General features: G+C 69.4%; 28 protein-coding genes, 2 tRNA genes and 1 pseudogene. 14 read left to right on the plus strand and 17 right to left on the minus strand.

The features are described 5' to 3' along the window. Window positions 1–4: 4 nt before the first annotated feature. Entirely contained in the window at window positions 5–1,525 is a 1,521-nt protein-coding gene (locus tag G3M57_RS17155) for a hypothetical protein (protein ID WP_163231927.1), read from the minus strand. 633 nt (window positions 1,526–2,158) lie between these two features. On the opposite strand from G3M57_RS17155, the gene G3M57_RS17160 reads away from it, so the two are divergent. Continuing rightward, on the plus strand, window positions 2,159–2,305 hold the full coding sequence (locus G3M57_RS17160) for a hypothetical protein (RefSeq protein ID WP_163231929.1): 147 nt from the start codon (window positions 2,159–2,161) through the stop codon (window positions 2,303–2,305). Between the two features lie 77 nt (window positions 2,306–2,382). Here G3M57_RS17160 and G3M57_RS17165 read toward each other — a convergent pair whose 3' ends face one another. Continuing rightward, window positions 2,383–2,763 (minus strand): hypothetical protein, encoded by a 381-nt coding sequence (locus G3M57_RS17165; RefSeq protein ID WP_163231931.1) that lies wholly within the window; start codon window positions 2,761–2,763, stop codon window positions 2,383–2,385. 215 nt (window positions 2,764–2,978) lie between these two features. On the opposite strand from G3M57_RS17165, the gene G3M57_RS17170 reads away from it, so the two are divergent. Beyond that, window positions 2,979–3,719, plus strand: coding sequence for a 2OG-Fe dioxygenase family protein (locus G3M57_RS17170; protein WP_373287627.1), 741 nt, complete (start codon window positions 2,979–2,981; stop codon window positions 3,717–3,719). A 117-nt stretch (window positions 3,720–3,836) separates the two neighbouring features. On the opposite strand, the gene G3M57_RS17175 is transcribed toward G3M57_RS17170, so the two are convergent. Then, window positions 3,837–4,178, minus strand: coding sequence for a DUF1491 family protein (locus G3M57_RS17175; RefSeq protein WP_056762782.1), 342 nt, complete (start codon window positions 4,176–4,178; stop codon window positions 3,837–3,839). A 207-nt stretch (window positions 4,179–4,385) separates the two neighbouring features. Here G3M57_RS17175 and G3M57_RS17180 point away from each other — a divergent pair, with 207 nt between their 5' ends. Next, a complete protein-coding gene (locus tag G3M57_RS17180) occupies window positions 4,386–5,222 on the plus strand; it encodes a hypothetical protein (RefSeq protein ID WP_056762783.1) in 837 nt (278 codons plus the stop codon). Between the two features lie 25 nt (window positions 5,223–5,247). On the opposite strand, the gene divJ is transcribed toward G3M57_RS17180, so the two are convergent. Beyond that, window positions 5,248–7,005: a cell cycle sensor histidine kinase DivJ gene (gene divJ / locus G3M57_RS17185; RefSeq protein WP_163231935.1), complete on the minus strand. Its 1,758-nt coding sequence runs from the start codon at window positions 7,003–7,005 to the stop codon at window positions 5,248–5,250. A 188-nt stretch (window positions 7,006–7,193) separates the two neighbouring features. Here divJ and G3M57_RS17190 point away from each other — a divergent pair, with 188 nt between their 5' ends. Further along, a complete protein-coding gene (locus G3M57_RS17190) occupies window positions 7,194–8,057 on the plus strand; it encodes a sensor histidine kinase (RefSeq protein WP_056762785.1) in 864 nt (287 codons plus the stop codon). 41 nt (window positions 8,058–8,098) lie between these two features. Next, window positions 8,099–8,524 carry a SufE family protein gene (locus G3M57_RS17195; protein ID WP_056762795.1) on the plus strand — a complete coding sequence of 142 codons (426 nt, stop codon included), beginning with the start codon at window positions 8,099–8,101 and terminating at the stop codon, window positions 8,522–8,524. 37 nt (window positions 8,525–8,561) lie between these two features. Here the strand turns inward: G3M57_RS17195 and G3M57_RS17200 are convergent, their stop codons facing one another. Further along, complete coding sequence (locus G3M57_RS17200; RefSeq protein ID WP_163231936.1) at window positions 8,562–8,936, minus strand: TonB family protein; 375 nt, start codon at window positions 8,934–8,936, stop codon at window positions 8,562–8,564. An 80-nt stretch (window positions 8,937–9,016) separates the two neighbouring features. Next, entirely contained in the window at window positions 9,017–9,178 is a 162-nt protein-coding gene (locus tag G3M57_RS17205) for a hypothetical protein (protein WP_018061533.1), read from the minus strand. 91 nt (window positions 9,179–9,269) lie between these two features. Between G3M57_RS17205 and trhO the strand changes: the two genes are divergently transcribed. The 5 genes from trhO to G3M57_RS17230 all read left to right on the plus strand — a co-directional run bounded on the left by trhO (window position 9,270) and on the right by G3M57_RS17230 (window position 12,394). Further along, window positions 9,270–10,208 (plus strand): oxygen-dependent tRNA uridine(34) hydroxylase TrhO, encoded by a 939-nt coding sequence (trhO, locus tag G3M57_RS17210; protein WP_056762801.1) that lies wholly within the window; start codon window positions 9,270–9,272, stop codon window positions 10,206–10,208. A 49-nt stretch (window positions 10,209–10,257) separates the two neighbouring features. Beyond that, entirely contained in the window at window positions 10,258–10,548 is a 291-nt protein-coding gene (locus G3M57_RS17215) for an ArsR/SmtB family transcription factor (RefSeq protein ID WP_028041519.1), read from the plus strand. A gap of 98 nt (window positions 10,549–10,646) precedes the next feature. Continuing rightward, window positions 10,647–11,396: a glucose 1-dehydrogenase gene (locus tag G3M57_RS17220; protein ID WP_056762802.1), complete on the plus strand. Its 750-nt coding sequence runs from the start codon at window positions 10,647–10,649 to the stop codon at window positions 11,394–11,396. Window positions 11,397–11,504: 108 nt separating this feature from the next. After that, a complete protein-coding gene (locus G3M57_RS17225; RefSeq protein ID WP_056762804.1) occupies window positions 11,505–11,831 on the plus strand; it encodes a hypothetical protein in 327 nt (108 codons plus the stop codon). A 110-nt stretch (window positions 11,832–11,941) separates the two neighbouring features. Further along, complete coding sequence (locus G3M57_RS17230) at window positions 11,942–12,394, plus strand: PA2169 family four-helix-bundle protein (protein WP_056762806.1); 453 nt, start codon at window positions 11,942–11,944, stop codon at window positions 12,392–12,394. A 156-nt stretch (window positions 12,395–12,550) separates the two neighbouring features. On the opposite strand, the gene G3M57_RS17235 is transcribed toward G3M57_RS17230, so the two are convergent. The 4 genes from G3M57_RS17235 to G3M57_RS17250 all read right to left on the minus strand — a co-directional run bounded on the left by G3M57_RS17235 (window position 12,551) and on the right by G3M57_RS17250 (window position 15,235). Then, window positions 12,551–13,261 carry a DUF6456 domain-containing protein gene (locus tag G3M57_RS17235; protein ID WP_056762808.1) on the minus strand — a complete coding sequence of 237 codons (711 nt, stop codon included), beginning with the start codon at window positions 13,259–13,261 and terminating at the stop codon, window positions 12,551–12,553. Then, entirely contained in the window at window positions 13,258–13,656 is a 399-nt protein-coding gene (locus tag G3M57_RS17240; protein ID WP_056762810.1) for a helix-turn-helix domain-containing protein, read from the minus strand. The genes G3M57_RS17235 and G3M57_RS17240 overlap by 4 nt, the downstream gene beginning before the upstream one ends. Before the next feature lie 142 nt (window positions 13,657–13,798). Further along, window positions 13,799–14,728, minus strand: a complete 930-nt coding sequence (locus tag G3M57_RS17245; protein ID WP_163231938.1) for a sugar kinase — start codon at window positions 14,726–14,728, stop codon at window positions 13,799–13,801. Window positions 14,729–14,815: 87 nt separating this feature from the next. After that, the gene (locus tag G3M57_RS17250; protein ID WP_163231940.1) at window positions 14,816–15,235 is read right to left on the minus strand and encodes a tautomerase family protein; all 420 of its coding nucleotides are present in this window, start codon (window positions 15,233–15,235) and stop codon (window positions 14,816–14,818) included. Between the two features lie 99 nt (window positions 15,236–15,334). Between G3M57_RS17250 and G3M57_RS17255 the strand changes: the two genes are divergently transcribed. After that, window positions 15,335–16,171, plus strand: a complete 837-nt coding sequence (locus G3M57_RS17255) for a LysR family transcriptional regulator (protein WP_163231942.1) — start codon at window positions 15,335–15,337, stop codon at window positions 16,169–16,171. Window positions 16,172–16,177: 6 nt separating this feature from the next. Here G3M57_RS17255 and G3M57_RS17260 read toward each other — a convergent pair whose 3' ends face one another. The 4 genes from G3M57_RS17260 to G3M57_RS17275 all read right to left on the minus strand — a co-directional run bounded on the left by G3M57_RS17260 (window position 16,178) and on the right by G3M57_RS17275 (window position 18,979). After that, window positions 16,178–17,950 (minus strand): DUF885 domain-containing protein, encoded by a 1,773-nt coding sequence (locus G3M57_RS17260; protein WP_163231944.1) that lies wholly within the window; start codon window positions 17,948–17,950, stop codon window positions 16,178–16,180. 78 nt (window positions 17,951–18,028) lie between these two features. Beyond that, window positions 18,029–18,652, minus strand: coding sequence for a hypothetical protein (locus G3M57_RS17265; protein ID WP_056762821.1), 624 nt, complete (start codon window positions 18,650–18,652; stop codon window positions 18,029–18,031). 131 nt (window positions 18,653–18,783) lie between these two features. After that, window positions 18,784–18,858: transfer RNA gene (locus tag G3M57_RS17270), tRNA-Gly, on the minus strand. 46 nt (window positions 18,859–18,904) lie between these two features. Then, a tRNA-Gly gene (locus G3M57_RS17275) sits at window positions 18,905–18,979 on the minus strand. 248 nt (window positions 18,980–19,227) lie between these two features. Between G3M57_RS17275 and G3M57_RS17280 the strand changes: the two genes are divergently transcribed. Further along, window positions 19,228–20,088, plus strand: a complete 861-nt coding sequence (locus G3M57_RS17280; RefSeq protein WP_163231946.1) for an SDR family oxidoreductase — start codon at window positions 19,228–19,230, stop codon at window positions 20,086–20,088. Here G3M57_RS17280 and G3M57_RS27550 read toward each other — a convergent pair. The 3 genes and pseudogenes from G3M57_RS27550 to G3M57_RS17295 form a co-directional block, all read right to left on the minus strand. Next, a complete protein-coding gene (locus G3M57_RS27550; protein ID WP_156402446.1) occupies window positions 20,085–20,294 on the minus strand; it encodes a type II toxin-antitoxin system RelE/ParE family toxin in 210 nt (69 codons plus the stop codon). The genes G3M57_RS17280 and G3M57_RS27550 overlap by 4 nt on opposite strands. 80 nt (window positions 20,295–20,374) lie before the next feature. Next, window positions 20,375–20,641 (minus strand): annotated as a pseudogene (locus G3M57_RS17290) (CopG family ribbon-helix-helix protein); the annotation flags it as partial. Between the two features lie 56 nt (window positions 20,642–20,697). Continuing rightward, entirely contained in the window at window positions 20,698–21,570 is an 873-nt protein-coding gene (locus tag G3M57_RS17295; RefSeq protein ID WP_056762828.1) for an alpha/beta fold hydrolase, read from the minus strand. Window positions 21,571–21,627: 57 nt separating this feature from the next. Here G3M57_RS17295 and G3M57_RS17300 point away from each other — a divergent pair, with 57 nt between their 5' ends. Both G3M57_RS17300 and G3M57_RS17305 read left to right on the plus strand, forming a co-directional pair. Continuing rightward, window positions 21,628–22,794, plus strand: a complete 1,167-nt coding sequence (locus G3M57_RS17300; RefSeq protein WP_163231948.1) for a glycosyltransferase family 4 protein — start codon at window positions 21,628–21,630, stop codon at window positions 22,792–22,794. Next, window positions 22,791–23,762, plus strand: a complete 972-nt coding sequence (locus G3M57_RS17305) for a glycosyltransferase family 9 protein (protein ID WP_163231950.1) — start codon at window positions 22,791–22,793, stop codon at window positions 23,760–23,762. Before G3M57_RS17300 ends, G3M57_RS17305 begins: the two co-directional genes overlap by 4 nt. Window positions 23,763–23,767: the final 5 nt, after the last annotated feature.

The raw sequence follows: 23,767 nt of genomic DNA on the forward strand, positions 1-23,767 counted from the left end.
GGGGTTAGCTTCCCGAAGCCGCCTTGTCACCCTTTGCCGACGCCTTGTCGGCGGACTTCGGCCCGTCGGACGCCTTGTCGCCGGTCTTGGCGTCGATGCTCTTGAGCATGGCCTGGGCCGCCTCCACCTCGCCGCCGCCGTGCGGATTGCTGGCCAGTGGCGTCAGCATGGCGCTGGCCGTGTCGATGTCCTTGACCTGGATCAGGGCCCTGGCCGCGTCCAAGCGCAGGTGACCGACCTGAGGCGCCAGAACGACCGCCCGGACGCGGATGTCGGCCATGGCTTCGGTCATCGGCTCCAGGCTGCGGGCTTCGGCATAGCCGTGCAGGGTCTCCGGATTGTCCGGATCGACCTTGAAGGCCCGGGCGAACAGCTTTCCGGCCTGGGCGAAGGCGGCGGCGCGCTGGGCCGGATCGTCCGGGGCCGCGGCCAGGCGGCTTTCGCCCAGGGCCACCAGCGCGTCCTCGTCCTTGGGGTCGGCGGCCAGCAGATCATCGAGGATCGCCTCGCCCGCCTTGCGGTCGCCGAACGCCGTCTCGGCCTTGGCCAGGACCAGCTGGCTGAAACGGTCCTTCGGCCGCTTGGCGGCGGTGGCGCGAATTTCGGCCAGGGTTTCGGCTTGGTCGTCCTTGGGCACGCCCAGCTTCAGCCGCTGGCCTTCCAGGATCAGGTCGTCGGCGCTTGGCGGCAGATGGGTCACCGTCATCGCCGGATCCAGCGCGCCCGTCCGCGGCAAGGCTCCGGCCGGGATCGGCCGGTTCATGTAGGTCTGCAGCTTGCGGCGCAGGCCTTCCGGATCATCACCATAGATCGCCTTCCAGGCCTTCACCGGGTCGTCGCCGTCGCGCACGGAGCCCAGATAGGACCCCAGCAGCTTGTGCCGCGCCGGGTCCGACAGGATGTAGTGCGTCAGCAGCCAGGCCTGGGCGTAGTAGGCGTAGACTTCCCGCTCCTTGAGGGCGCCCGGACGCTTGCCCAGTACGTCTTCCATCGGGATCCAGCCGCCTGGCTGGGTCAGGCTGTAGGCCCGGCCGCGGTTCACGCCGCCCACCACCATCCGGGTCTTGGCCAGGTCGGCGGTCATGTAATATTCGGCGTAGCCCTCGACCAGCCAGGCCGGATAGGCGCTGGGATAGTACTGCAGCATGAAGTGGTGCACGTATTCGTGCAGCACCGTGTCGTCGCCCTTGTTCTCGTCGAACTCGCCGGTCCCGTCGCGGATCGCCACCACGAACACCTCGGGCACGGACGACAGATACACCCCGGCCATGCCCTCCTTGGCCTTGGGGATCACGCGCCTCAACTGCCGGAGGTCCGAGACCAGATAGACCGGCAGCTTGCGCGGGGTGACCTCGTCCTTGGGTCGGCCGTGCAGGCGGCGCAGCAGGGAGTCGAAGTCCTCCAGCATGGCGGCGTATTCGCGCACCGACTTCTCGCTGCGGCCATAGACCACGAAGTGGTCGCTCTCGGCCCGCAGCCATTCGGCCCTGGCCGGCGATCCGGCCGCCAGCAGGGCGACCGCCATCAGCGCCGGCAAAATCCCACGCCGTCCTGTAATGCCTCGCATGCACGCCGCTCCCCTCAACGTTGCGTTGAAGCTAAGCGGGGACACCCCCGCGGCGCAAGGCGTGACTTGGCGCTGATCGCGGCAGGGTGGTCGCCAGCCTGTCCATGATCTCGTCGTAGTGGAGGCTGTCCAACTTATCACGGTGGCGATATCGAGAGGCGCCGTGGCTTCGAAAGCCGCACGACCGATCCGGCGGGCGCCGGTGACGAACAGGGCGCCAATCTCGTGAGTCGCGAGAGCGGCGACAGAGGTTGGGCTGGTCTCGTCACGGGTTCGCCTCAGCGGCGATGGCCAGGGTGAAGGTCGCGGACGCCGCGGAATTCATCATTTTCTTCAAACGCCTGCCCTGTTCATGATCCGCGGGCGGATAGGTCGGTGCGTTGGCGCTTGGACGACGACGGTGCGTCGGTTTCGTGGCGTTATGGATGGCGTCGTTCTTTGAAACCGGACGGGAAAATCGAGCCTCGCAACCATACCGGTACATCGAAACGCGCGACGTTATGACCCTGGTCAGAATAGGGTTTTGGAGTCATGCTTTCCTCTGAACGGACCATTCCCCGTCAGAGGGAGGGCCGCGAAGAGGAAACGAAAATGGCTATGGTCCACGAGCCGCGTCACAAGCGCGGCGTCTGCACCCCCCAAGGAAACGCCCTCTGCCTCGGCGTCGCGTTCGCCGGGCTGGTGATCGTGGCGATGATCCTGACCTGGCTGTTCAGCCTGATCGGCCTGTTCCTCTAGCCGACCGAACGCTTGGGGCCGGAAGACGGCTTTCGCGAAAGCCGCGTGCGCGGCGTGACGGTGCGACCGGAGGGCGGTCAGGCCGCCAGGCGCCGCCAGACCTGGCGATCGGCCTCGACATTGCTCAGGGCGCCGGCCTTCTGGCGCTCGAACAGCGATCCCATGATCTCCAGGCTCAACTGGGCGTAGCGCACCTGCACTTGGTCGACCAGGCAACCGCGCGACGGCGCGATGAACAGGGCCGCGTTGACGTCCGGCGCCTTGGCGATGATCAGGGCGGCCAGGCGCTGGGCCTTATCCAGATCCTTGTGGTGCAGCAGCGGCTCGGCGGCGTACAGCTCCTGGCCCAGCTTGCCGACATAGCTCAGCGACACCTTGGCGAAACGATCGCGGGTGAGCGGCGGGGCCAGTTCGGCCGCGTCGAGGCTGAGAATGACGTCGTTGAGCAGGAAGAGCATCGGAACCTTGCTGAGGCCTGGCGGCGGCTGCGGGGAATCGGACGACTGGGGAAGTCGTTGCGTTACCCTGCCGCATCGAGCTTTCGCTCCGGTTTAGGAGCAGGGTTAACGGGGCGGGAAATGGGATTCCGGGTTAAATGTCGGGACACGGAACAAGGCTTGGCGCGAGGGCTCAGGCGCCCCATCTGAAGACTTCGTCCTGCTGGAGGCCACGCTTGATTCCCCGCAACGCCGCCTCGCCGGACAGCCTGGCGCGCGAGATCGCCGCCGCCCTGGATGAAACGGGCTTTCGCCGGCTCGCCCCGGCCGAAACCGACACCCTGCTCGGCCCCGAGGCGGTGGCGGGCTGGCAGACTTTCGCCGACAGCTGGAACGACCTGGGCCTGGACCGCTTCATGGCCGACGGCGGCCGTTATCGACGTCGGCGCTTCGCGGCCTTTTCGGCCTCGCCCGCCGGGGTGGTCCGCAAGCCGCACCAGCCGCACTACCAGAGCCGGGACTACAACGGCCTGAACGGCGGGGTGCAACGCTGGTTCGAGCCCGTGCTCGACGCGGTGGCCGAGCACGCGGTGACGCAGGGACTGCTTCGCGCCGGCCTGGCGCTGTTCCATCCCCTGACCGCTGATCCGCCCCGGTCCTGGCACGTGGAGCTGCACCAGTTCCGCATCGAGGCCGGCGACGGCGCGGCGGGCCTGCCCACGCCCGAGGGCGCGCACCGTGACGGGGTCGACTGGGTAATCGTCATGCTGGTCGACCGCCGGAACGTGGCCAGCGGGGTCACCGACATCTTCGCCAACGACGGCGTCCGGCTGGGAGCCTTCACCCTGGAGCGGCCTCGCGACACGGTCGTCCTGGACGACCACCGTGTGATGCATGGGGTGACTGCGATCCATCCGCTGCAGCCGGGCGCCCCCGCTCTGCGCGACGTGCTGGTGGCGACGTTCCGGCGCGAGTGAGCGCGGTGCGTCCTTCGAGGCTCGCCTGCGGCTCGCACCTCAGGATGAGGACCTCATTGCACTGCATTGCTCATCCTGAGGCGCCCGCGCAGCGGGCCTCGAAGGACGCATCGCCCCTCAGCCCTTCGGATCCCCTTCGACCGGCTCGGTCAGGAAATGCCGCCCTTCCCGGTCCTCGATCTCGACCACCCAGATGTCCGGGTCGATCCGCGCGGCGCGTTCGGCGTAGGCGTCCAGGTCGGGCTCGAAATCCGAGCGGACCGGCTGCATCCAGAAGCGCTCGCCGTCGCCCCGGGTGGCCTCGCTGTAGAGCCTGGCGGTGTTGGCGCGGCGGTCGACGGCCTTGACCAGCACCGCTCCCGCCCGTGGGTCGCCCTTGCGGGCCACCATGGCGAAGGCCCCGCCCAGCTCGGCGCGGCGGATCAGCGCGCCGACCCAGATATCCGTCGAAAGAAGCATCGCTAACCGAACCGCAACCTCGGCGCCCTAAGGCTGCCTGCTGAAACCGCTCTCGCAGAATACGAGATCATGACGTCAAGAAAGACCCCCAAGCGCGCCAGCGCGCGCTCGGATTCTTACTGTAGAGCCTTTTTGCCCCCTTCGAACGTCGTTCGAAGGAGAAAGGCTCTATGTGTTCTGACGGCGCGGTGGCTAGGGGCTTTTGTCATGACCGCCGGCTTCGGCGCGTCGACCGTATCCCATGCCGCCACCGCCGCCGACCAGCTCTACGAACGCACGCTGATGATCTCGGCCGACGCGCGCTGCCGGCTGTTCAAGCCCGCCGTGGGCTCGGCCCTGGACGCCGCCCGCGCCCAGGCGCGCGGCGCGACCCTGCGCTCGGGCGCCAGCGAGGTCCAGGTCCAGGCTGTGGAGCAGCGGGCCCGGGCCAAGGCCAGCGCGGCGACGTGCGGCTCCAAGGACCTGCAGACCGCCGCCGGCCGCGTGCGCCAGGCCTTCGACGGCTATTCGACCCTGCAGCGGATGAACTATCCGGGCGACCGGGCCGGCTGGCAGGCCGACCGCTCGGTCTCGGCCACCATCCCGGTCTGGCGGCTGTCGCAGCCGGCGGGGTTCGGGCGCGACCGCCTGGTGTTCGGCCTGTCGGGACGGTCCAACGACCTGCTGGCGGTGGCGACCTTCGCCGACGACGCCCAGCCCTACGCCGCGCGCCTGGTCGTGCGCGACACCCTGCGCACCCAGGGCCCATACCTGAACGGCCGAAACGCCAAGGGCCTGGCCGCCAACGCCGCGCCGCGCAACGCCAGCCGGGTGTTCGCCGCCGAAACCCGCGACATGGCGCCCGTCACCCTGCTGCCGACCGGCGCCAAGACGGGCCTGTCCTTCCGCTTCCCCCGCGAGGCCGCCGACGCCATGGGCCGCCTCGACCCGCGCGAGGCGGCGACCATCGAGTTCGTGTTCACCAGCCGCAACGGCGTGGACGTGGTGCGGCGAGCCTATGTGGAGGTCGGCGACTTCGCGGCGGGGCGGGCGTTCCTGCGGTAGCTTACCCCACAGGGAGAGGATCTTGTCACCGCGGCGGCGCGAACTTGACGACGTTGGGGCCCAGCTCCGGCTCTTCGGGCGGCTCGAGCGCAGGCTCCAGCAGCGGCGGCTCCATCGCCGGGCGCGGCGGCGTCAGCAGCACCGGCATGCGCACCGAGACGCTGGTCCCCGCGCCCAGGCGGCTTTCGATGTTCATCTCGCCGCCGTGCAGCCGGGCGAAAGCGCGGACCAGCGACAGGCCCAGGCCCGTGCCCTTGGCCCGCTGGTCGACGCCGCCGGCCTGCTCGTAGGGGCGGCCCAGGCGTTCCAGGTCCTCGGGAGAAATGCCGACGCCGGTGTCGGTGACCACCAGCTCCAGCTGGCCGTCCCGGCCATCGGCCGTCACCGTCACCTGGCCGCCGCGCGGCGTGAACTTCAGGGCGTTGGACAGCAGGTTCAGCACGATCTGCTTCAGCGCCCGGCGGTCGGCGTCGACCTCCAGCTCGTCCGGCGGCAGGACGCCGCGCAGCTGCACGCCGGCCGCGTCGGCCTGGACGCGCAGCAGGCGCATGGCCGCCGTCACCGCCTCGCGGGCGTCGAACTCACCGCGCTGCAGCTCGAAGCGCTCGGCCTCGATCTTGGACATGTCCAGCACGTCGTTGATCAGGTCCAGCAGGTGGCCGCCCGACTCGTGGATGAGTTCGGCGTACTCGCCGTAGCGGTCTGTCAGCGGGCCGAACATCCGGGCGCGCATGATGTCGGAGAAACCCATGATGGCGTTCAGCGGCGTGCGCAGCTCGTGGCTCATATTGGCCAGGAAGCGAGCGCGGCCGGCGGCCAGCCCCTCGGCCTCGGCCCGGGCCTGGCGCAGGGCGGTCTCGCGGGCCTTGTCCAGCGTGGCGTCGCGCATCACGCCCACCAGCAGGTCGGGCGAGACCTGGCGCAGGTCCAGGCGGACGGTGCGGGTCGGGTCCAGCAGCGGGGCGAAGGCGATGCTGGCCTCGCCGGCGTCCAGGGCCGTCGCCAGGGCGGCGCTGAGCTTCTGGCGGTCGCCGGCCATGGCGGCGCAGGCCAGGTCCTCACCCGCCAGGTTGGCGGTCGCCACGCCGCGTGGCGCGGCCCCGCGCACCGTCCTGACCCGACCGTCGCTGGCTACGACCAGCAGCAGTTGCGGCGCGCCATCGACCAGGGTCTGCAGGATGTTCAGCTCGCCGGCCTGGCGGTTGCCCTGCTCGCCGGCCCGTCGGTGGGTGAGGATCAGGCCCGAGGCCAGGCCCACCCCCACGGTCGCCACCGACAGGAAGCCCAGGACGAAGGCCAGCGGCCCGGTCGGCGCGGCCGGGGCCAGGCCGGACAGCTGGGTCAGGGCCGCTACGGCGCCGCCGATCAACGCCAGGCTGGCGCCCTCGGCCAGGCGCCGCGGAGAGGACAGGATGGAGGCCGCCGCGACGGGGGCCAGGATCCAGGCGCTCATTGCGCCCGAGACGCCGCCGGTCACCACCGCCGCGCCCGCGCCGCAGGTGGCCCACAGGACCAGGATCAAGGATTGCAGGCGCTCGTCGCGTCGCTCGCCCACCGCCAGGCCGGCCAGGGCCGGGAGCGCGCCGGCCGCCAGGGCCAGCCAGACCGGCAGGCCGACGACGCCGGGCGTGAAGGCCGCCGCCCCGGTCGCGAAGATCACAGTCGTCAGCCAACCCAGCCGCCACAGATGAGCCGCGCCGAAGCCGCCCGTCGAGGAGGTCCCCGAGAGCTGGGCCTGAGCCGGCCTGGAGCCGGTCTGGAGCGAGGCGCCGTCGTTGGCCAAGGCCGCGAGAATCCCTTCCGGTGAGTCTTCGTCGTCGAAGCTTAACGCCGGGAGCCCTCTCTCCCAAGGCCGCACAATCGGCGGGCGATCGTTAACGCTGGCGCTTCTTGTGGACGGAAACGGATTCGTAAGCGCCTTGGTTCATCCTGGCGCATCGAAGTAACGGACAGAAGGTCCGGGAGTCCCTGATGTCGCCACCGGCGATCACCGATGCATCGGGCCATGCCGAGACGCCGCGCGAAAACGCCGGCGCCGACAACGGCCTGATGTCGCAGACCACCGCCTTCCGGCGGGCGGCCGCCCGCGCCCGCCGCAAGCAGGCGCTGGACGACCAGAAGCGCTCGTTCCTGCGCATGGTCAGCCACGAGCTGCGTACGCCCCTGAACGCGGTGATCGGCTTTTCCGAGATCCTGTCCTGCGAGCTGTACGGCCCCCTGGGCGCGCCGCAGTACAAGGAATACGCCAGCCTGGTGCACGAAAGCGGCCTGAAGCTGTTGCGCCTGGTCAACCAGATCGTCGAGATCGCCCGGCTGGAAGGCCATGTCACCGACCTGGACCTGGGCGAGGAGAACCTGGACGACGCGGTCGAGGACGTGATCCTGCAGCTGCGCGCCGAGGCCACCGCCCGCGGGGTCAGCATCGTCGCCCCCGAGGCCGGGACCCTGCCCAGCCTGCGGGCCGACGGCCGAGGCCTGCGCACCATCCTGACCAACCTGCTGCAGAACGCCCTCACCCACTCGCCGCAGGGCGGGCTGGTGGTGGTCGAGGCCCGGCAGGTGGGCGGCGGCCAGGTCGAGATCGAGATCCGCGACCATGGCGAGGGCGCCGACCCGGCCGACCTGCCTCGCCTGATCCGCCCGTTCGAACAGGGCGGCGCCACCCTGACCCGGGCGTCCGAGGGCGCGGGCCTGGGCCTGCCGATCGTCGACCTGCTGGCCCGGGCAATGGACGGCAGCCTGCGGCTGAGGTCCACGTTGGGTCACGGCTTCACCGCCATCGTCACCCTTCCCGACGCCGCGGCGCGTCCCTCCACGGCGCGCGCCCGGTTCTAAGGGACTTTCCCTTTTCGCCCGGGCGCACTAAGTCCCGCGCCATGCAACGCCCCATCGACGCCGCCCTCGACGAACTGGCCGACGAGTTCGAACTGCTCGGCGACTGGGAAGAGCGCTATCGCTACGTGATCGAGTTGGGCAAGGACCTGGCCCCGCTGACCCAGGCCGAGCATTCCGACGCCAACAAGGTGCGCGGCTGCGCCAGCCAGGTCTGGCTCGTGACCGAGCCGCAAGAGGACGGCACGATCACGTTCCGGGGCGACAGCGACGCCCACATCGTCAGCGGGCTCATCGCCATCCTGCTACGGCTCTATTCGGGACGCCCGGCCAAGGACATCGTCGATTTCGACGCGGCGGCCGCGATGGCGCGGCTGGGCCTGTCGGAGGCGCTGTCGTCGCAGCGCTCGAATGGGCTGAAGGCGATGGTGGCGCGCATCCAGCGGGACGCCGCGGCGCTGGCGGGGTAAGGCTGCGTCGGCTGCCCCCCAAGACAAGCCCCAAGCGCTAGCTGCGCGGGACAGCGAACCCCACGGGGATGATCCTGCGCATCCGGCCTTTGCGCTTGTCCTTCTCGCTCGGCGGAGCCAATTCCATGAACTTGGTGAGCCGAATCGCCGCCTCGCCGAACCCGTATTCCGCCGGGCTCTCGGAAAGCACTTTACAGTCCTCCAGCTTGCCTTCGGGGCCGATACGGCAATCCACGACCGCTTGCCCGCCCACTTCCATCCGCTGAGCGCGATCGGGATAGTACCGGGAAGCCATGTCCACCGAGGGCCGGGCTCGCCATTCGGACGGCTTCACCGCACGTGCTGTCTCCGCCGCGTTGCAGGCGCCCGAGATAGCCGCGATCGCCAGCCCCAACAAAATACAGGATTTCATGTTCGCCCCCATAGCAACGCTTGCGACGGAAGCGGGCTAGACGCCACCCGGCCGCCACGCAAGCTCCATCTGTGGCAGGCTCAGAAGAAACCCGCCCGCGTGCCGATGAACCAGATGGCGATAACGATCAGCACCAGCTGCAACAGCCAGTTGACCGGCGACGGAATGGGGCTGCGCTGGACCGCGTAGAGCGCCAGTCCAAGCAGCACGAGGGCGACGACGATGACGATCAGGATGCTCATGCCGGTGTAACCGCCGGCCGGGGCGATAGTTCCAGCGCCGCTTGAGAAGCCCGTCTTGAGGATTTGGTGTCCAGCGCCTATCAGCCCTGTCATGAGCTTCCGCGTCGCCGCCCTTTATCGGTTCACGACCTTCGCCGACCCGCTGACTCTCATGCGGCCGCTGTCGAAGCTGTGCTGCGGCCTGGGCGTCAAGGGCACGCTGCTGCTGGCCCGCGAGGGGATCAACGGCACAATCGCCGGGAGGCCCGAGGCGATCGACCAGGTGCTGGACCACATCCGGACCTTGCCAGGCTGCGAGACGCTGGAGCTGAAGTTCGCCGACGCCGAAGCCATGCCGTTCCACCGCATGAAGGTGCGGATCAAGCGCGAGATCGTCACCCTGGGCGCCGGCGACCTGGATCCGGCCAACAACGCCGGGACCTATGTCGAGCCCGCCGACTGGAACGCCCTGATCGCCCGCGACGACGTGGTGGTGATCGACACCCGCAACGCCTACGAGGCGGCGATCGGCACGTTCGCAGGCGCCATCGATCCCCAGACGGCCAGCTTCAGCGCGTTTCCGGCCTGGTTCCGGTCCTTCCGCCAGACCTGGGACCCCGCCTCCCCGCCGCCCAAGGTGGCGATGTTCTGCACCGGCGGCATCCGCTGCGAGAAGTCCACGGCCTTCCTGAAGAGCGAAGGCGTGGAAGAGGTCTTCCACCTGAAGGGCGGGATTCTGAACTATCTGGAGACCACGCCGGCCGAACAGAGCCTGTGGCGTGGTGAATGCTTCGTGTTCGACGAGCGGGTGGCGGTGGGCCATGGCCTAGCGCCCGGAACCCACGCCCTGTGCCGGGGCTGCCGCATGCCGGTTAGTCCAGAGGACCGCGCGTCCCCGCACTATGTCGAGGGCGTCTCCTGTCCCGCCTGCTTCGAGGCCCGCGACGACGAGGCCAAGGCCCGCTACGCCGAGCGGCAGAAGCAGGCGAGCCGGGCCCGGGAACTGGGCATCGCCCATGTGGGGGCGGTGATGCCGCCGCGCGAACCTTAGCGTCCGCCACGGCGTTGCGCCCGAGCCGGGCCGCCGTCATATGTCGGATATGACCGAACCGGCCGTCATCCTGTCCGAACGGCAGACCGCCCTGATCGCCAAGGCGCTGGCCGAGCCGCGCCGGCTGCAGATCCTCAAGGAAATCGGGGCCAGCAGCGACCCCACGCCCTGCGGCGGCCTGGTCCAGGCCCAGCAGGTCAGCGCCGCAACCCTGTCCCACCACATCAAGGAGCTCGAAGTCTCGGGCCTGGTGCGCATCTGCCGGTCGGGCAAGTTCGCCTTTCTGGTGCTCCAGCGCGACGTCCTGAACGCCTATCTGGCCCAGCTGGCCGAAATCTGAAGCCGTCATCGCTTTTTCATCAGGCTCCGCGCCTTGAATCGTTTCGATGATCATCTAACTATCGAAGTGTCGCCACGAGGCGGCATGGAGAGAATTCGATGAGCAAGCTTTCAGGCAAGACCGCCGTGGTGACCGGCGCATCCAAGGGCATCGGCGCCGGCGTCGCCAAGGCGCTGGCCGCCGAAGGCGCGGCCGTGGTCGTCAACTACGCCACCAGCCGCGAGGGCGCCGACAAGGTGGTGGCCGAGATCGTCGCCGCCGGCGGCAAGGCCGTGGCGGTGCAGGGGGACGTGTCCAAGGGGGCCGACGTGACCCGGCTGTTCGCCGAGGCCAAGGCCGCGTTCGGGGCGGTAGACGTGCTGGTCAACAACGCCGGCGTCTATCGTTTCGCCCCGCTGGACGAGGTGACCGAGGACGAGTTCCGCCGCCAGTTCGACACCAACGTGCTGGGCCTGCTGCTGGCCAGCCAGGAGGCGGCCCGTCAGTTCGGCCCGCTGGGTGGCAGCATCATCAACATCAGCTCGAACGCCGTGGAGCTGAACCTGCCCACGGCCTCGGTCTACACCGCCACCAAGGCGTCGGTGAACGCCATCACGCGGATCCTGGCCAAGGAGCTGGGCCCGCGCAACATCCGGGTCAACGCCATCAGCCCCGGCGGCACCGAGACCGAAGGCGTGCACGACGCCGGCATCATCGGCACCGACTTCGAAAAGCACCTGGTCTCCCAGACGCCGCTGGGCCGCCTGGGCCAGCCGACCGACATCGCTCCGGTGGCGACCTTCCTGGCCTCGGCCGACGCCGGCTGGGTGACCGGCGAGGTGATCGTCGTCTCCGGCGGCCTGCGCTAGCGACCGACGCCGCCCTCGTCGCCGGGATCGCCCCGGCGGCGAGGGCCGTGCGGGATCAACCCCGCCGGCCCCGCGTTATCGAAGCTTCCACTTTCCAAGGAGCTTCCCATGGCCGCCTACGACGCCTCCTACGGCACGCCCGCCCAAGCGCGGCAGGGTCTGCTGTCCACGCTCTCCGACAAGGTCTCGGGCCTGTTCCAGAAGACGCCCGCCGACCCCTATGCGGTCTCGCCGCCGGCCGACTACGCGCTGAGACCCGACGCCCAGGGCAAGATCACCCTGGCGGGCCGCAAGGTCCCGGTCGCCCTGGCCGTGCTCGGGGCCGGCGCGGTGGCCGTGCTGCTGCTCAACCGCCGCACGCGCGGTCCGGCCATCGCCGCGGCCACCACCGCCTGGAGCTTCCTGGGCAGCAAGCTGCCGGTCCGTCCGCACTGAAAGCTCCGCTGAAGCCCCGCATCGAACCTTTCGCGGCCGGCCCGCGTTAGGCCGGTCCCCCCTCCACGGCCGACCGGCGCCAGGCCGGTCCTCTTTCACGGAGAGCCTTCATGCCCCACACCAACGAAGACCACATCAAGCTCGTCAACAGCTTGGTCGAGACCACCATCGACAGCGCCGACGGCTATGCGGAAGCCGCCAAGGACGCCGACGGCGTCCGCTTCAAGACCCTGTTCCAGCAACGGGCCCAGGAACGCCGCTCGGTGGCCTCGGAGCTGCAGGACGAGGTCCGCCGGCTGGGCGGCGAGGCCAAGGACGACGGCACCATCCTGGCCGCCGCCCACCGCGCCTTCGTCAATCTCAAGGACAGCCTGACCAAGGGCGACGAGGCCGTGGTCAACGAGGTCGAGTCCGGCGAGGACTATATCAAGGCTAAGTTCGAAAAGGCCCTCCAGGACAGCGACGTCCAGCCCCAGACCCGCGCGGCGATCGAAAAGGCCTGGACCTCGGTCAAGTCCGGCCACGACCAGATGCGCGACATCAAGCACATGCTGAAGCACTAGGTCTTAGTCGGAGCATTTCAATTTCTGGCTCTTCCCTCCCCTTCATGGGGAGGGGGGACCAGCGAAGCTGGTGGGTGGGGTCTGCCGAGTCACCAAGCCCCACCCGACCTCCTTCGGAGGCCACCCTCCCCATGAAGGGGAGGGAAAGGCGTCTGTTCAAACCATCCGGTAGTGCATCGCCAGCCGCTGCAGCGCCAGCTTCAGCACCGTCTTGCCCGCCCGCCTGGGCAGCTTCAGTTCGCGTTCGGCGACCTGCAGGGCCGTTTCCGCTAGGCACACCCGCTCCAGCATCTCCCGCAGGCCGGGGCCGACCGCCGCCAGGGCCGCGGCGATCCGGTCCTTGGCCGCCCTGGCCCGGAGCGCCGGTTCCGGCCCCTGGCCGCTACCGCTTCCGCGCGGCTGGGCGTCCCAGTTCATGGTCAGGTGGCCGACCGTGCCGGCCTTCTGGAAATCCTCGCGCAACCGCTCGCCGGCGCAGATCTCCACCGGCTCCAGCCCGCCGCGCCGAGCCAGCCAGGCCAGGGGCGACTCGCCGAGATTGGCCTTGAGCACCACGTGCTCGCTGCTGCCCTCGATCACCACGCGCTCGCCCTCGATCACCCCCGGACGTCCCGGCGGCGGGCTCGGCGGGGCCAGCGGCTTGACCAGCCGCCAGCCGCCTTCCCGGCGCGGAGCCAGGGCGCCGTCGCGGGCCAGCACGCGGAAGGCGGCCTCGTCCACGGTCAGCATGGCCGCGCGGCGTGGTCCGAACCGGACCACATAGCCCAGACCCTTGACCTCGATCAGCGCCCCTGGCCGCCGCAGCAGCCGCTCGGCGCGGGCGGCCAGGCGCTCGGCCTCCAGCGCCCGCTCGAACGCGGCGCTCATCGTCCCAAGCCTTGTTCGATACCGATCTGGGTCAGTTCGGGGATGGTGTCGGGCGCCTGTTTCACGCAGGCCTCCAGCACGCTCATCCGGGCGTCGAAGTCGGCGTTCTCGCGCATGTCCTCGATGCGCGTACAGGCGTAGCCGCAGGTGCTGCGGTCGCGGTTGAAGGCGAAGGCCACCCGGATCAGCGGCCAGTTGAAATTGACATGCGCCAGATAGATGGCGATCTGCCGGGCTCGCGCCGCCGCCTTGCTGGTGCGCTTGGCCGAGGCGATGTCGGACGGCGAAACCCCGGTGGCCAGGGCCACGGCGTGGGTGATGAACGCGGCCGTCAACCGGTCGCGGCGCGGGTCGGGCGAGATCGCCCACAGATCCTCGAGAGCTTGAGCCAGCATCGGCTTCCCCCTGCGAAACGGCGTCCCCGTGACGCCCTTCGACCCTGAGTCTAGGTCGATATTCCGGCAGTGAGGATAACTTTCCTATTACGCGCGTCTAGTAGGAATATAAACCTTTGATTGCGTTGAGGCCGACCGCTCTCTATCCCCGCGACCAAACGGGCATAGAGGGCGGCGGGATGATCGCGCCCTTGCAGGCGACCACCGCCGCGGCGAGGTCGTGGCCCCGCGAAACGGCGGTCTCGACGGGCAGGCCGGCCAGGCGCGAGGACAGGTAGGCGGCGTTGAAGCTGTCGCCCGCGCCGGTGGTGTCCAGAGCCTTGACCCTGACCGGTGCGGGCGTGGCGATCCGCCCTTCGGGGGTATGGACATTGACCGCATGGCTCTCGTCCCGCGCCACCACCTCGGCCCCAAACCCGGTTCCTGGAGCGGCCCATTCGACGGCCAGGTCCTCGGCCTCGCGACCGTACAGCGGGCGGCTGTCCTCGCTGCTCAGCGACACGTAACGGCACGCGGGCACGACGCCGTCCAGGGCTTCCCGCGCCGCCTCGGGACTGGCCCACAGGGCCGGGCGATAATTGAAGTCCAGGGCCACGGCCACGCCCAGGGAATGGACATAGGCGAGGATGTCCTTCAGCCGCGCCCGGCCGATGTCGCCGATCACCGCCAGGGTGACGCCCGACAGATAGACCAGGTCGCTGGCCTTGGCGGCGGCGATCAGCTGGTCGGCGGTGTGCTGCGAGAACAGGTCGCGGATCGGGGCCCGCTCGCGCCAGTAGTGGAATTTCCGCTCGCCGCTGTCGTCCAGCACGATGGCGTAGAGGCCCGGCAGGCGGTTCTCGGCCTCGCGCACCAGGCGGGTGTCCAGCCCCTCGCGGCGCATGGCGGCCAGGGCGCCGTCGCTGAACGGGTCGCCCTTGCCCAGGGCCGTGCAGTAGGCGACCGCGTCGCCCAGCCGCGCCATGTAGACGGCGGTATTGAACGTGTCGCCGGCGAACCCCATCCGGTGCAGCCCCTCGCCCTCCGGCGACAGCTCGACCATGCATTCGCCCAGGACGGTGATGCGCGCCATGTGGTGGGGTCCCCTTGTTTAGCGGGGTGATAGGGGGTTTTGACGGCGGGTTCCAGGCGCGGTGCTTTCGCCCGAAGCCCGGAACGCCTATCGTCCCGCCGCGCCCGCCAGCACCTTTTCGACATAGCGACGCTCCTGCGTCACGCCGCCGAAGCCGTAACTGTCGGCGAAGACCTCTTCCACATAGCCGTAGCTCTCCGGGTGCAGATCGCCCAACAGGTCGCCCATCGCCTCGAACAGGGCGGAGAGGAACTGCGCCTTCTCGTCCTTCGTGTTCGTGCCGTCCACGACCTTCACCGATAGCCAGTAGCTCGCCTTGTCCTGATCCAGCAGCGAACGGCCGGCCACGAACCAGACGGCGGGGTTCACCCGCTCGACGATCACGGCCGTGACCTCGGCGGGCTTGCGCAGGATGCGACTGACGAGGTCGACGACCCGGTGGGCCACCTTTTGCTCCAGATCGGACATGTCGCGCGTCGGGGCGACGTGAACGGTGATGATCGGCATTCGAACCTCCTGATGGGCTGGGGTGGACCAAATATGAGGGACGCCATACATTCCACAACGACATTTAAATTGTCGCAATGATTACGAATTGGAATGCCGATGCGAGATCTGGATCTCACTCAGATTCGAGCCTTCGTGGCCGCCGTGGACTTCAGGAGCTTCACCGCTGCGGGCGAGGCCCTCGGAGCCACACAATCGGCGATCAGCGTCCGCATCGATAAGCTTGAACGCGCGCTCGGCGCCCGGCTGCTGTCCCGGACGCCGCGCAATCTAGGCCTGACCGCGGCGGGACAAGCGTTCCTGGGGCGCGCGCGCGAGATTCTTCGCCTCAACGACCTGACGCTGGATGAGATGAACACGGGGGGTGCGGCGCCGATGGCGCGCCTGCGCCTGGCGGTCAGCGATCACGCCGCCGGAGGTCGGCTGGCCGAGATCGTCAAGGCGCTGCAGGCTCGCCAGCGGCTCGTCGAGGTCGAGGTCGTCACGGGATTGTCGGCCGAGATGCGCGCGGTGTTCGACGGCGGCGAGGCCGATGCGGCGATCGTCAGGCAAGACGCCAGTCGACGTGAGGGCGCGCTGCTCCTGCGTCAGCCACTGGTCTGGGCGGGCGCGACCTCGGGCGCAAATCTCGCCGGCGGCGTGGATCTCGTGGCTCTGCGAGGCCCATGCGGGGTCAAGGCGGCGATGACCAAGGCGCTTGACCAGGCTGGGATCTCCTGGCGCTTCAGCTTTCAGGGCGGCTCTGTGCTGAGTTTGCAGGCGGCCGTGCGCGAGGGCCTGGGCGTCAGCGCCTTCGGCCCTGAAACCCTCCCGCCGGGCCTTCAGAGGCGGCAAGGCGAGCTTCCTCCCCTGCCGGCGGGGAACATCGTATTGTACTCGCATGCTTCCGCGCCGGTGCGCGACCTGATCGCCCAAGCCTTCAGGACCGGCTTGTAGCCCCTCCTACCCCTTCCGCCGCTCGGCGATCCAAGCGTCGATCTTCGCCTCCAGCACCGCCAGCGGCAACGAGCCGTTCAGCAGCACCGCGTCGTGGAAGGCGCGCTCGTCGAAGCGGTCGCCCAACGCCGCCTCGGCCCGGTGGCGCAGCTCCAGGATCTTCAACTCGCCCACCTTGTAGGCCAGGGCCTGGCCGGGCCAGGAGACGTAGCGGGCCACCTCGACGTCGATATTGGTCGGCGACAGGGCGGTGTTGTCGAGGAAGCAGGCCTTGGCCTGGTCGATCGTCCAGTGCTTGGCGTGGATCCCGGTGTCGGCCACCAGCCGGCAGGCGCGCCACATCTCGTAGGACAGCCGGCCGAACAGCTCATAGGGGTCGCGATAGAGCCCCATTTCCTCGCCCAGCCATTCGGAATAGAGGCCCCACCCTTCGCCATAGGCGTTGAAATAGATGGTCTTGCGGAAGTCCGGAACGCCGGTCTGTTCCTGAGCTAGCGAGGTCTGGATGTGGTGGCCCGGCGCGCCCTCGTGCAGCACCAGGGCGGGCAGTTCGTAGAGCGGCCGCTGGTCCAGGGCCGAGGTGTTGATCATCAGGCCGCCGGCCCGGCCGGTCTTGGGGTCGCCGCCGAAATAGCGGCCGGTGGTGTAGCCCTGCTCGATGCTGGCCGGCACGGGCCGCACGCCGTAGGTCAGGCGCGGCAGGGTCCCGAAGTGGGCGGGCAACTGGTCGTCGGCCCGTTTGGCGATCTCGCTGGCCTTTTCCAGCAGTTGCTGGCGGCTGGTGGCGTAGAAGCGCGGATCCTTGCGCAGATAGGCGATGAAGGCCGGCAGGTCGCCCTGGAAGCCGGCCTGCTTCATCACGACCTCCATCCGCGCCCGGATGCGCGCCACCTCCGACTGGCCCAGGGCGTGGACTTGGTCGGCGGTCAGGATCGTGGTCGTGTGGCGGCGCACCAGGAAGGCGTAGTAGCGCTGGCCCTCGGGCAGGTCCGACACCGCCAGGCTCCTGGCGGCGTGGGGAACGTATTCGGTCTCCATGAAGGTCACGAAGCCGGCGCGGGCCGGGGCGACCTTGTCGGTCACCATCCGGGTTCCCTCGGCCAGCAGGGCGACCCTGCGCTCGGCGGGAAGGCTGGCCGGCAGGTTGCGCAGCGGGACCAGGAGCGGATCATCCGCCAGGGGCGTGGCGGCCGTGCGCCGGGCCCGGTCCAGCACGGCCTGGGCGGTGGGGACAGCCTGGACGAAGCCGGTCGCCACCCCGCGCCGGGCGTTGGCGATGTTGGCGGCGTACCAATCGGGCGTCTGGGCCAGCAGGGCGATCCATTGCCGGGCCTCGGCCTCGGACTTCAGCCGCATGCCGTTGGCGCGGTACAGCAGGATGACGTCGAAGCCGCCGTCGGTGCTGAACGGCATCCGGGCCTCGTCGAATGACAGGCCTTCCAGCCGCTCGTCCAGGCTCCATTTCAGGATGGCGTGGGTCAGCCGCTGGTTCGCCGTCAGGGCGGACAGGTCGACGCCGTTCAGGGACTGGCGGGCCGAGGCCAGCAGAGCCTTGCGGTCGGCGTCGGCCTTGGGCCCGACCGGCGGGAACCTGAAGCGCGAAGCGTCGTCAGCCCCGCCCTCGCCGTCATCCTCGCCCGCGCCGGACGCCTCGTAGGCCTTGACCGCCTGGGCCAGGCGCTCGGACGCGCTCGCGGCGTCGGCCTTGGGCGTCGCGGCCACGGCGGCGCCGTTCAGGGCCAGGGCGATGGCGAGGCCCAGAAGGACGCGCTTGGACATCGGAAACTCCGCAGGTTCACCGCGAAGGTTAGATCAGGAATCGCCGCCGGCTAGAAGGCTGAGCGGAAGAGGCCGCCGCTAGAACGGCGTGCGGCACTTCTGCTTGGCGTGCACGCCCCGCAGGAAGCCGCGCCGCGCCAGGCCGGCGTCGACGGCGGCGTTCATGCGGCGATCGGCCGGGGCCGCGCCGGTCAGTTCTCGCACGATGCTGCGGAACGGGATGATGGTGTTGATCACCGTCTTGCCGCCGGCCTCGGCCAGCTTGCCGGCGCGATTCTCCTTCAGCTCATTGCCGACCACATAGTCGGGGCCCAGCACCTCGTTGAGGTTCGTGACCTCGGCGGCCAGCTGCTTGCAGGTCTTCAGGCCCTTGAGGCTGTAGGGATCTTCCTGCGCCGTGATCAGGATCGGCGGGATCTGGCGCTTCATGACGCCGACGTCGCGCGCCGGCTGGGTGCCGATCTCGACGGATTTCTTGCGCGCCTGGGTCCAGCCGGACTCCTCGCCCTCCGGCTTGTCCGCATCCTTCTTGTCGGGTTTGTCAGGCGCCGGCTCGGACGCCGGCGCCGAGGTCGCGGGCTTCTTGATCGGATAGTCGGGCTTGGCGTGCGTCTGGGCCTGGGCGGAGCCGGCCAAGGCCAGCACCGCCACGATCGTCACCAGACGGCCCGCGCGCAAGCGTCGAAGAACGTATTCAGTCATGGTCCAGCACCCCAGCCCGTCACCCGCTCAGCAGGTGATCACCGATCAGCAACGGCGGCCCGCGCAACGGGTTCCATAGGCCTATCAGGCCTCGGCCGGATGCGTCACGCTTCAAATTCTGGAAGGGAAATTGGAGCGGGCGAAGAGATTCGAACTCTCGACCCCAACCTTGGCAAGGTTGTGCTCTACCACTGAGCTACGCCCGCATCCGGGATATTTCGGGTCTCGTTCCATCGCCGGAGAACCGGAAAATGGAGCGGGCGAAGAGATTCGAACTCTCGACCCCAACCTTGGCAAGGTTGTGCTCTACCACTGAGCTACGCCCGCATCGGCGAGGGCTGAAACAGCGCCCCGCGACGAGGAGGCGGCTTATGGCAGAGCGCCTTGCGGTTGGCAAGCGGTCTGACGCGGGTTCGAGCGCGTCATTGTGGACAACACGCGGGACCGGCGGTCCTCGGCCGGGGACAGGCCCATGGGCCTGTCCCCAATCGCGTACACGGGAGGAGGATCTTCTTCTTGCGCGAACGCTCGTTTTGTCCGCTCAATCGCCCCTTCGTTTCGGGGATTTGAGCGTCTTGCGTCTGTTCGTGTTCGGATTGGGCTATGTCGGCCAGGCCTTCGCCGAGGCGCTGATGGCCAGGGGCTGGAGCGTTGCGGCGACGGCGCGCGACGCCGAGCGCGCCGCGGAAATGCGCGCCCTGGGGATCGAGCCCGTGGACGCCGACGACCGCGCCGCCATGACCGCCGCCCTGACCGGCGTCAACGCCGTGCTGGTCACCGCCCCGCCCACCGCCGAGGGCTGCCCGGGCCTTGAGGCGACGATCCCCGCCTTGGCGGCGGCGGAGGCCTTTCCCGACTGGATCGGCTACCTGTCGACCACCGGCGTCTATGGCGACTTCGAGGGCCGCTGGGTGTTCGAGAGCTCGCCCCTGAAGGCCCAGTCGGTCGAGGGCGCCCGCCGCGTCGGCGCCGAGCGCGACTGGCGCCAGGTAGGGCGCGGCATGGGGCTGACGGTGGCCACCTTCCGCCTGCCCGGCATCTACGGTCCCGGCCGCAGCGCCCTGGACCGCCTGCGGGCCGGCGAGGGCCGCCGCATCGTCAAGCCGGGCCAAGTGTTCAGCCGCATCCACCTTGAGGACATCGTCTCGGGTCTGCTGGCCTCGCTGGACAAGCCCCGGGCCGGCGGCGTCTACAACCTGGTCGATGACGAACCCGCCCCGCCCCAGGACGTGATGGAGCACGCCGCCAGCCTGCTGGGCGTTCCCGTGCCGCCCGACCTGCCGTTCAACGAACTGGGCCTTTCGCCCGCCACCCGGCGCTTCTACGCCGAGAACAAGCGCGTCTCGAACGCCCTGGCCAAGGCCGAGCTGGGCTGGCGGCCGAAGTATCCGACGTATCGGGAGGGCTTGGCGGCGATTTTGGCGGCGGGCCGTTAGAGGCTATCCGGCCAGCGGCGAGAGCCATGGAAGACCCTGAGAACCTCGATCTCCTCGCCACGGACCTTGTACGCGACGATGAAGGGGCCTCCAGGAACAACGAGTTCGCGCGCGCCACCGCGGCGCCCCGGCCGACCAATGTTGGGAAAGTCGCTAAGTCGCCCGACAACCGTGACGATCCGCTGGATCTGACCCGCCGCTGCAATGGGCGATCTTGGGCGCTCTACGCCCGAGCGGAGGCAAGATCGCGCTTAGCCGGCTCGGTCCAGACGACGCGCATGCGTCGGTCGCGCGTGGGCATAGGCCGTTCGTTCGGCGTATCCCAAGAAGCGACCCATTCAACGATTTCGTCGTGTTCGAAGACCCGGCCTTCCTCGGCCGCCCGCAAGCCTTCGTCGATCGCGGCGTCCTGCCAATCGCGCACTTCGAGGAAATCGCGCACGGCTTGCTCGACGAGCGCCGTCTTGGGCTGGTCCATGACTTCCGCGACCTCGGACAGTCGCCGATCAAGATCGCTGTCGAGCTCAATGCGAAGAGGAGCGGATTTCGCCATCGGCCTTCTCGAACAAATCGTGAACACACCATACGACTGACGCCGCAAAAGGCCAGCTATTCCTCGTCCGGCCCCATGTCGGCCGCCGCCCACGCGGTCGCGGGCGCCTGGCCCGCCGCGCGGGCCCGGGCGGCCCGAGCCAACCGGCGGGCCACCGGATCGTCTTCGACGGGCTCTGCCAGCCCCCGCGCCTCGGCCACCGCCGCGATCAGCCGTTCCAGGTCCTGCGGCCGGGACAGCCGGTGGTCGCCGTCCTTGACCAGTGTGAAGACCACATCGTCGGCGTTCAGGGCGTTGGCCAGCTCCAGGGCGTGAGTCCAGGGCACGTCGGGATCGGCGCCGCCCTGCAGCACCCGCACCGGAACCTCGATTGGCACGGGCCCTGGCAGGATCGACCAGCGCGCTCCATCCTCCAGCAACGCGCGCGTGATCGGATAGCCGCCGTCGTCGTACTCGGACGGCCGGACCCAGCGGCCGTCGCGGGCGATCGCCGCTTTCGCTTCTTCCGACAGTTCCGGCGCCATCAGCTTCTCGGTGAAGTCCGGCGCGGGGGCGACCAGCACCAGGGCTTTGACCCGGTCGGGCCGGGCGATGGCCGCCAGGCAGGCCAGCCAGCCGCCCATCGACGAGCCCACCAGCACCAGTGGTCCCTCGGTCAGCGCGTCGATCACCGCCAGGGCGTCCTCGCGCCAGCGGGTGATCGTGCCGTCCTCGAAGGCGCCGTCCGACTCGCCGTGGCCGAAATAGTCGAAGCGGATATAGCCGCCGCCGGTCGCCCGCGCCTGGTCGGCCAGAACCTGGGCCTTGGTCCCGGTCATGTCGGAGTGGAACCCGCCCAGCCACACGACCGTGGGTTGGGATCCATGGACGACGCGGTACGCCAACCGCAGATTGTCGTTGCGAACGAGGTGCTGAAGGGAATCGGTCATGGCGCGGCCTTGTTCATTTCGGTAACTACGACCCCTCAAACCTCGTTAGGGCAACGCGTGTCCATCCTCCCCGACGATTTCACGCTTTTGCAGGTGACCCCGGAACTGGAAACCGGCGGCGCCGAGCAGACGACCATCGACGTGGCCCACGGCGTGATCGCCCAGGGCGGCAAGGCCCTGGTCGCCACCAAGGGCGGCCGCATGGCCGCGCGGCTGGAGGCCGACGGCGGCCGCCTGGCCCAGATGCCGGCCCAGTCGAAGAACCCGCTGATCATGCTGGGCAACGCCGCGCGGATGATCGACCTGATCCGGCGCGAAAAGGTGAGCCTGGTCCACGCCCGTTCGCGCGCCCCGGCCTTCAGCGCCCTGTGGGCCGCCCACGCCACCAAGGTGCCGTTCGTGGCCACCTATCACGGCGTCTACAACGCCAGATCCAACCTCAAGCGCTGGTACAACGCGGTGATGACCAAGGGCGACCTGGTGATCGCCAATTCGGAATATACCCGCGCCCATGTGATCGCCGAGCATGGCGTTCCCGCCGACCGGGTGGTGGCCATCCCGCGCGGCGTCGACCTGACCCGCTTCGAGCCCGGCCTGGTCTCGGCCGAGCGGGTCAAGACGCTGCGCGACGCCTGGGGCGTCCAGACCGAGGACCGACGGCTGAAGGTGCTGCTGGCCGGCCGCCTGACCCGGTGGAAGGGCCAGGCCCTGGTCATCGAGGCCATGGCGCGGCTGAAGGCGATCTCCGACACCCGCATCCTGCTGCTGCTGGTCGGCGACGACCAGGGCCGCAAGGCCTATCGCGCGGAGCTGGAGCACATGATCGCCCAGGCCGGGCTGCAGGACAGCGTCAGGCTGGTCGGCCACTGCGACGACATGCCGGCCGCCTATCTGGTGGCGGACCTGGCCATCGCCCCTTCGCTGGAGCCGGAAGCTTTTGGTCGCACCGCGGTCGAGCCGCAAGTGATGGGCAAGCCGGTGATGGCCGCCGACCACGGGGCGGCGCGCGAGACCGTGGTCAACGGCGAGACGGGCTGGCTGGTCAAGCCCGGCGACCCCGAGGCCTGGGCCGAAGCCCTGTCCAACGCCTGCGAGTCGGGGGCGGCCCGGCGCCAGGTCATGGGCATGGCCGCTCGCGCGCGGGCCCGGAAACTCTATTCGGTTGACGCGATGGTCGAAGCAACGCTCAAGGTCTACGCACGGGTTCTGGAGACGAAGCGTTGAGCAAGGAAATCAAGAAGGTCCTGGTGATCAAACTAGGCGCCCTCGGCGATTTCGTTCTGGCCCTGGCGGCGATGAAGAAGATCCGCGAAGCCCATCCGCGCGCCAAGATCACCCTGCTGACCACCCCGCCCTTCGAAGCCCTGGCCAAGCTGTCCCCCTACTTCAACAATGTCGAGACCGACGGTCGGCCCAGCGACTTCGGCGAACTGACCGCCATGCTGAGCCGGCTGCGCCAGGCCCGCTACGACCGCGTCTACGACCTGCAGACCAACAGCCGCACCAACTGGTACTTCCAGGCCCTGCGGCCGTTCCCGCCGCAATGGTCGGGCATCGCGGCCGGCTGCGCCCTGCCCCAGCGCGGCAAGGCGCGCTACCACATGCACACCCTGGAACGGCAGGCCGACCAGCTGAAGCAGGCTGGCATCTGGCCCGACGCCCCCACCGCGCCGGGCGCCGCCCCTGCCCCGGACCTGTCCTGGATCCTGCGCCGCACCAAGGAGACGCGCCCCGTGGCCAGCGCCGCGGCTCCGCGTCCCTATGTGCTGCTGGTGCCCGGCGGTTCGGCCCACCGCCCCGAGAAGCGCTGGCCGACAGAAAGCTACGCCCAGCTCGCCGCCCTGCTGAAGGCGCGGGGCCTGGACATCGTGATCATCGGCGGCCCGCAGGAAAGCGCCATGGCCCGGCAGATCCAGAAGACCGTGGGCCAGGCCCGCGACCTGACCGGCCGCACCGACTTCGCCCAGCTGGCCGTGCTGGGCGCCAAGGCGGTCCTGGCCGTCGGCAACGACACCGGCCCGACCCACCTGCTGGCGGCGGCCGGCGCCCCGACTATCGCCCTGTTCTCCGACGCCTCGGACCCGGAGCTGTGCGGCCCCCGCGGCCACGTGACGGTGATCCGCTCGCCGGACCTGAAGGCCCTGCCGGTCAGCACCGTGGCCAGCGCGGCGATCGCGCTGCTGCCGCGCTGAGAACC

Source organism: Caulobacter rhizosphaerae (genome assembly GCF_010977555.1).
GTDB lineage: Bacteria > Pseudomonadota > Alphaproteobacteria > Caulobacterales > Caulobacteraceae > Caulobacter > Caulobacter rhizosphaerae.

What these genes read in the sequence shown, in the direction of transcription:
- G3M57_RS17165 (WP_163231931.1), bottom strand. Translation starts at nt 2,763, where the DNA reads ATGCTCTTCCTGCTCAACGACGTCATTCTCAGCCTCGACGCGGCCGAA.
- G3M57_RS17250 (WP_163231940.1), bottom strand. Translation starts at nt 15,235, where the DNA reads ATGCCGATCATCACCGTTCACGTCGCCCCGACGCGCGACATGTCCGAT.
- G3M57_RS17175 (WP_056762782.1), bottom strand. Translation starts at nt 4,178, where the DNA reads ATGCTTCTTTCGACGGATATCTGGGTCGGCGCGCTGATCCGCCGCGCC.
- G3M57_RS17245 (WP_163231938.1), bottom strand. Translation starts at nt 14,728, where the DNA reads ATGGCGCGCATCACCGTCCTGGGCGAATGCATGGTCGAGCTGTCGCCG.
- G3M57_RS17255 (WP_163231942.1), top strand. Translation starts at nt 15,335, where the DNA reads ATGCGAGATCTGGATCTCACTCAGATTCGAGCCTTCGTGGCCGCCGTG.
- G3M57_RS17295 (WP_056762828.1), bottom strand. Translation starts at nt 21,570, where the DNA reads ATGACCGATTCCCTTCAGCACCTCGTTCGCAACGACAATCTGCGGTTG.
- G3M57_RS17230 (WP_056762806.1), top strand. Translation starts at nt 11,942, where the DNA reads ATGCCCCACACCAACGAAGACCACATCAAGCTCGTCAACAGCTTGGTC.
- G3M57_RS17160 (WP_163231929.1), top strand. Translation starts at nt 2,159, where the DNA reads ATGGCTATGGTCCACGAGCCGCGTCACAAGCGCGGCGTCTGCACCCCC.
- G3M57_RS17240 (WP_056762810.1), bottom strand. Translation starts at nt 13,656, where the DNA reads ATGCTGGCTCAAGCTCTCGAGGATCTGTGGGCGATCTCGCCCGACCCG.
- G3M57_RS17195 (WP_056762795.1), top strand. Translation starts at nt 8,099, where the DNA reads ATGCAACGCCCCATCGACGCCGCCCTCGACGAACTGGCCGACGAGTTC.
- G3M57_RS17200 (WP_163231936.1), bottom strand. Translation starts at nt 8,936, where the DNA reads ATGAAATCCTGTATTTTGTTGGGGCTGGCGATCGCGGCTATCTCGGGC.
- G3M57_RS17190 (WP_056762785.1), top strand. Translation starts at nt 7,194, where the DNA reads ATGTCGCCACCGGCGATCACCGATGCATCGGGCCATGCCGAGACGCCG.
- G3M57_RS17225 (WP_056762804.1), top strand. Translation starts at nt 11,505, where the DNA reads ATGGCCGCCTACGACGCCTCCTACGGCACGCCCGCCCAAGCGCGGCAG.
- G3M57_RS17215 (WP_028041519.1), top strand. Translation starts at nt 10,258, where the DNA reads ATGACCGAACCGGCCGTCATCCTGTCCGAACGGCAGACCGCCCTGATC.
- G3M57_RS17265 (WP_056762821.1), bottom strand. Translation starts at nt 18,652, where the DNA reads ATGACTGAATACGTTCTTCGACGCTTGCGCGCGGGCCGTCTGGTGACG.
- G3M57_RS17235 (WP_056762808.1), bottom strand. Translation starts at nt 13,261, where the DNA reads ATGAGCGCCGCGTTCGAGCGGGCGCTGGAGGCCGAGCGCCTGGCCGCC.
- G3M57_RS17205 (WP_018061533.1), bottom strand. Translation starts at nt 9,178, where the DNA reads ATGAGCATCCTGATCGTCATCGTCGTCGCCCTCGTGCTGCTTGGACTG.
- G3M57_RS17260 (WP_163231944.1), bottom strand. Translation starts at nt 17,950, where the DNA reads ATGTCCAAGCGCGTCCTTCTGGGCCTCGCCATCGCCCTGGCCCTGAAC.
- G3M57_RS17155 (WP_163231927.1), bottom strand. Translation starts at nt 1,525, where the DNA reads ATGGCGGTCGCCCTGCTGGCGGCCGGATCGCCGGCCAGGGCCGAATGG.
- G3M57_RS17220 (WP_056762802.1), top strand. Translation starts at nt 10,647, where the DNA reads ATGAGCAAGCTTTCAGGCAAGACCGCCGTGGTGACCGGCGCATCCAAG.
- G3M57_RS17180 (WP_056762783.1), top strand. Translation starts at nt 4,386, where the DNA reads ATGACCGCCGGCTTCGGCGCGTCGACCGTATCCCATGCCGCCACCGCC.
- trhO (WP_056762801.1), top strand. Translation starts at nt 9,270, where the DNA reads ATGAGCTTCCGCGTCGCCGCCCTTTATCGGTTCACGACCTTCGCCGAC.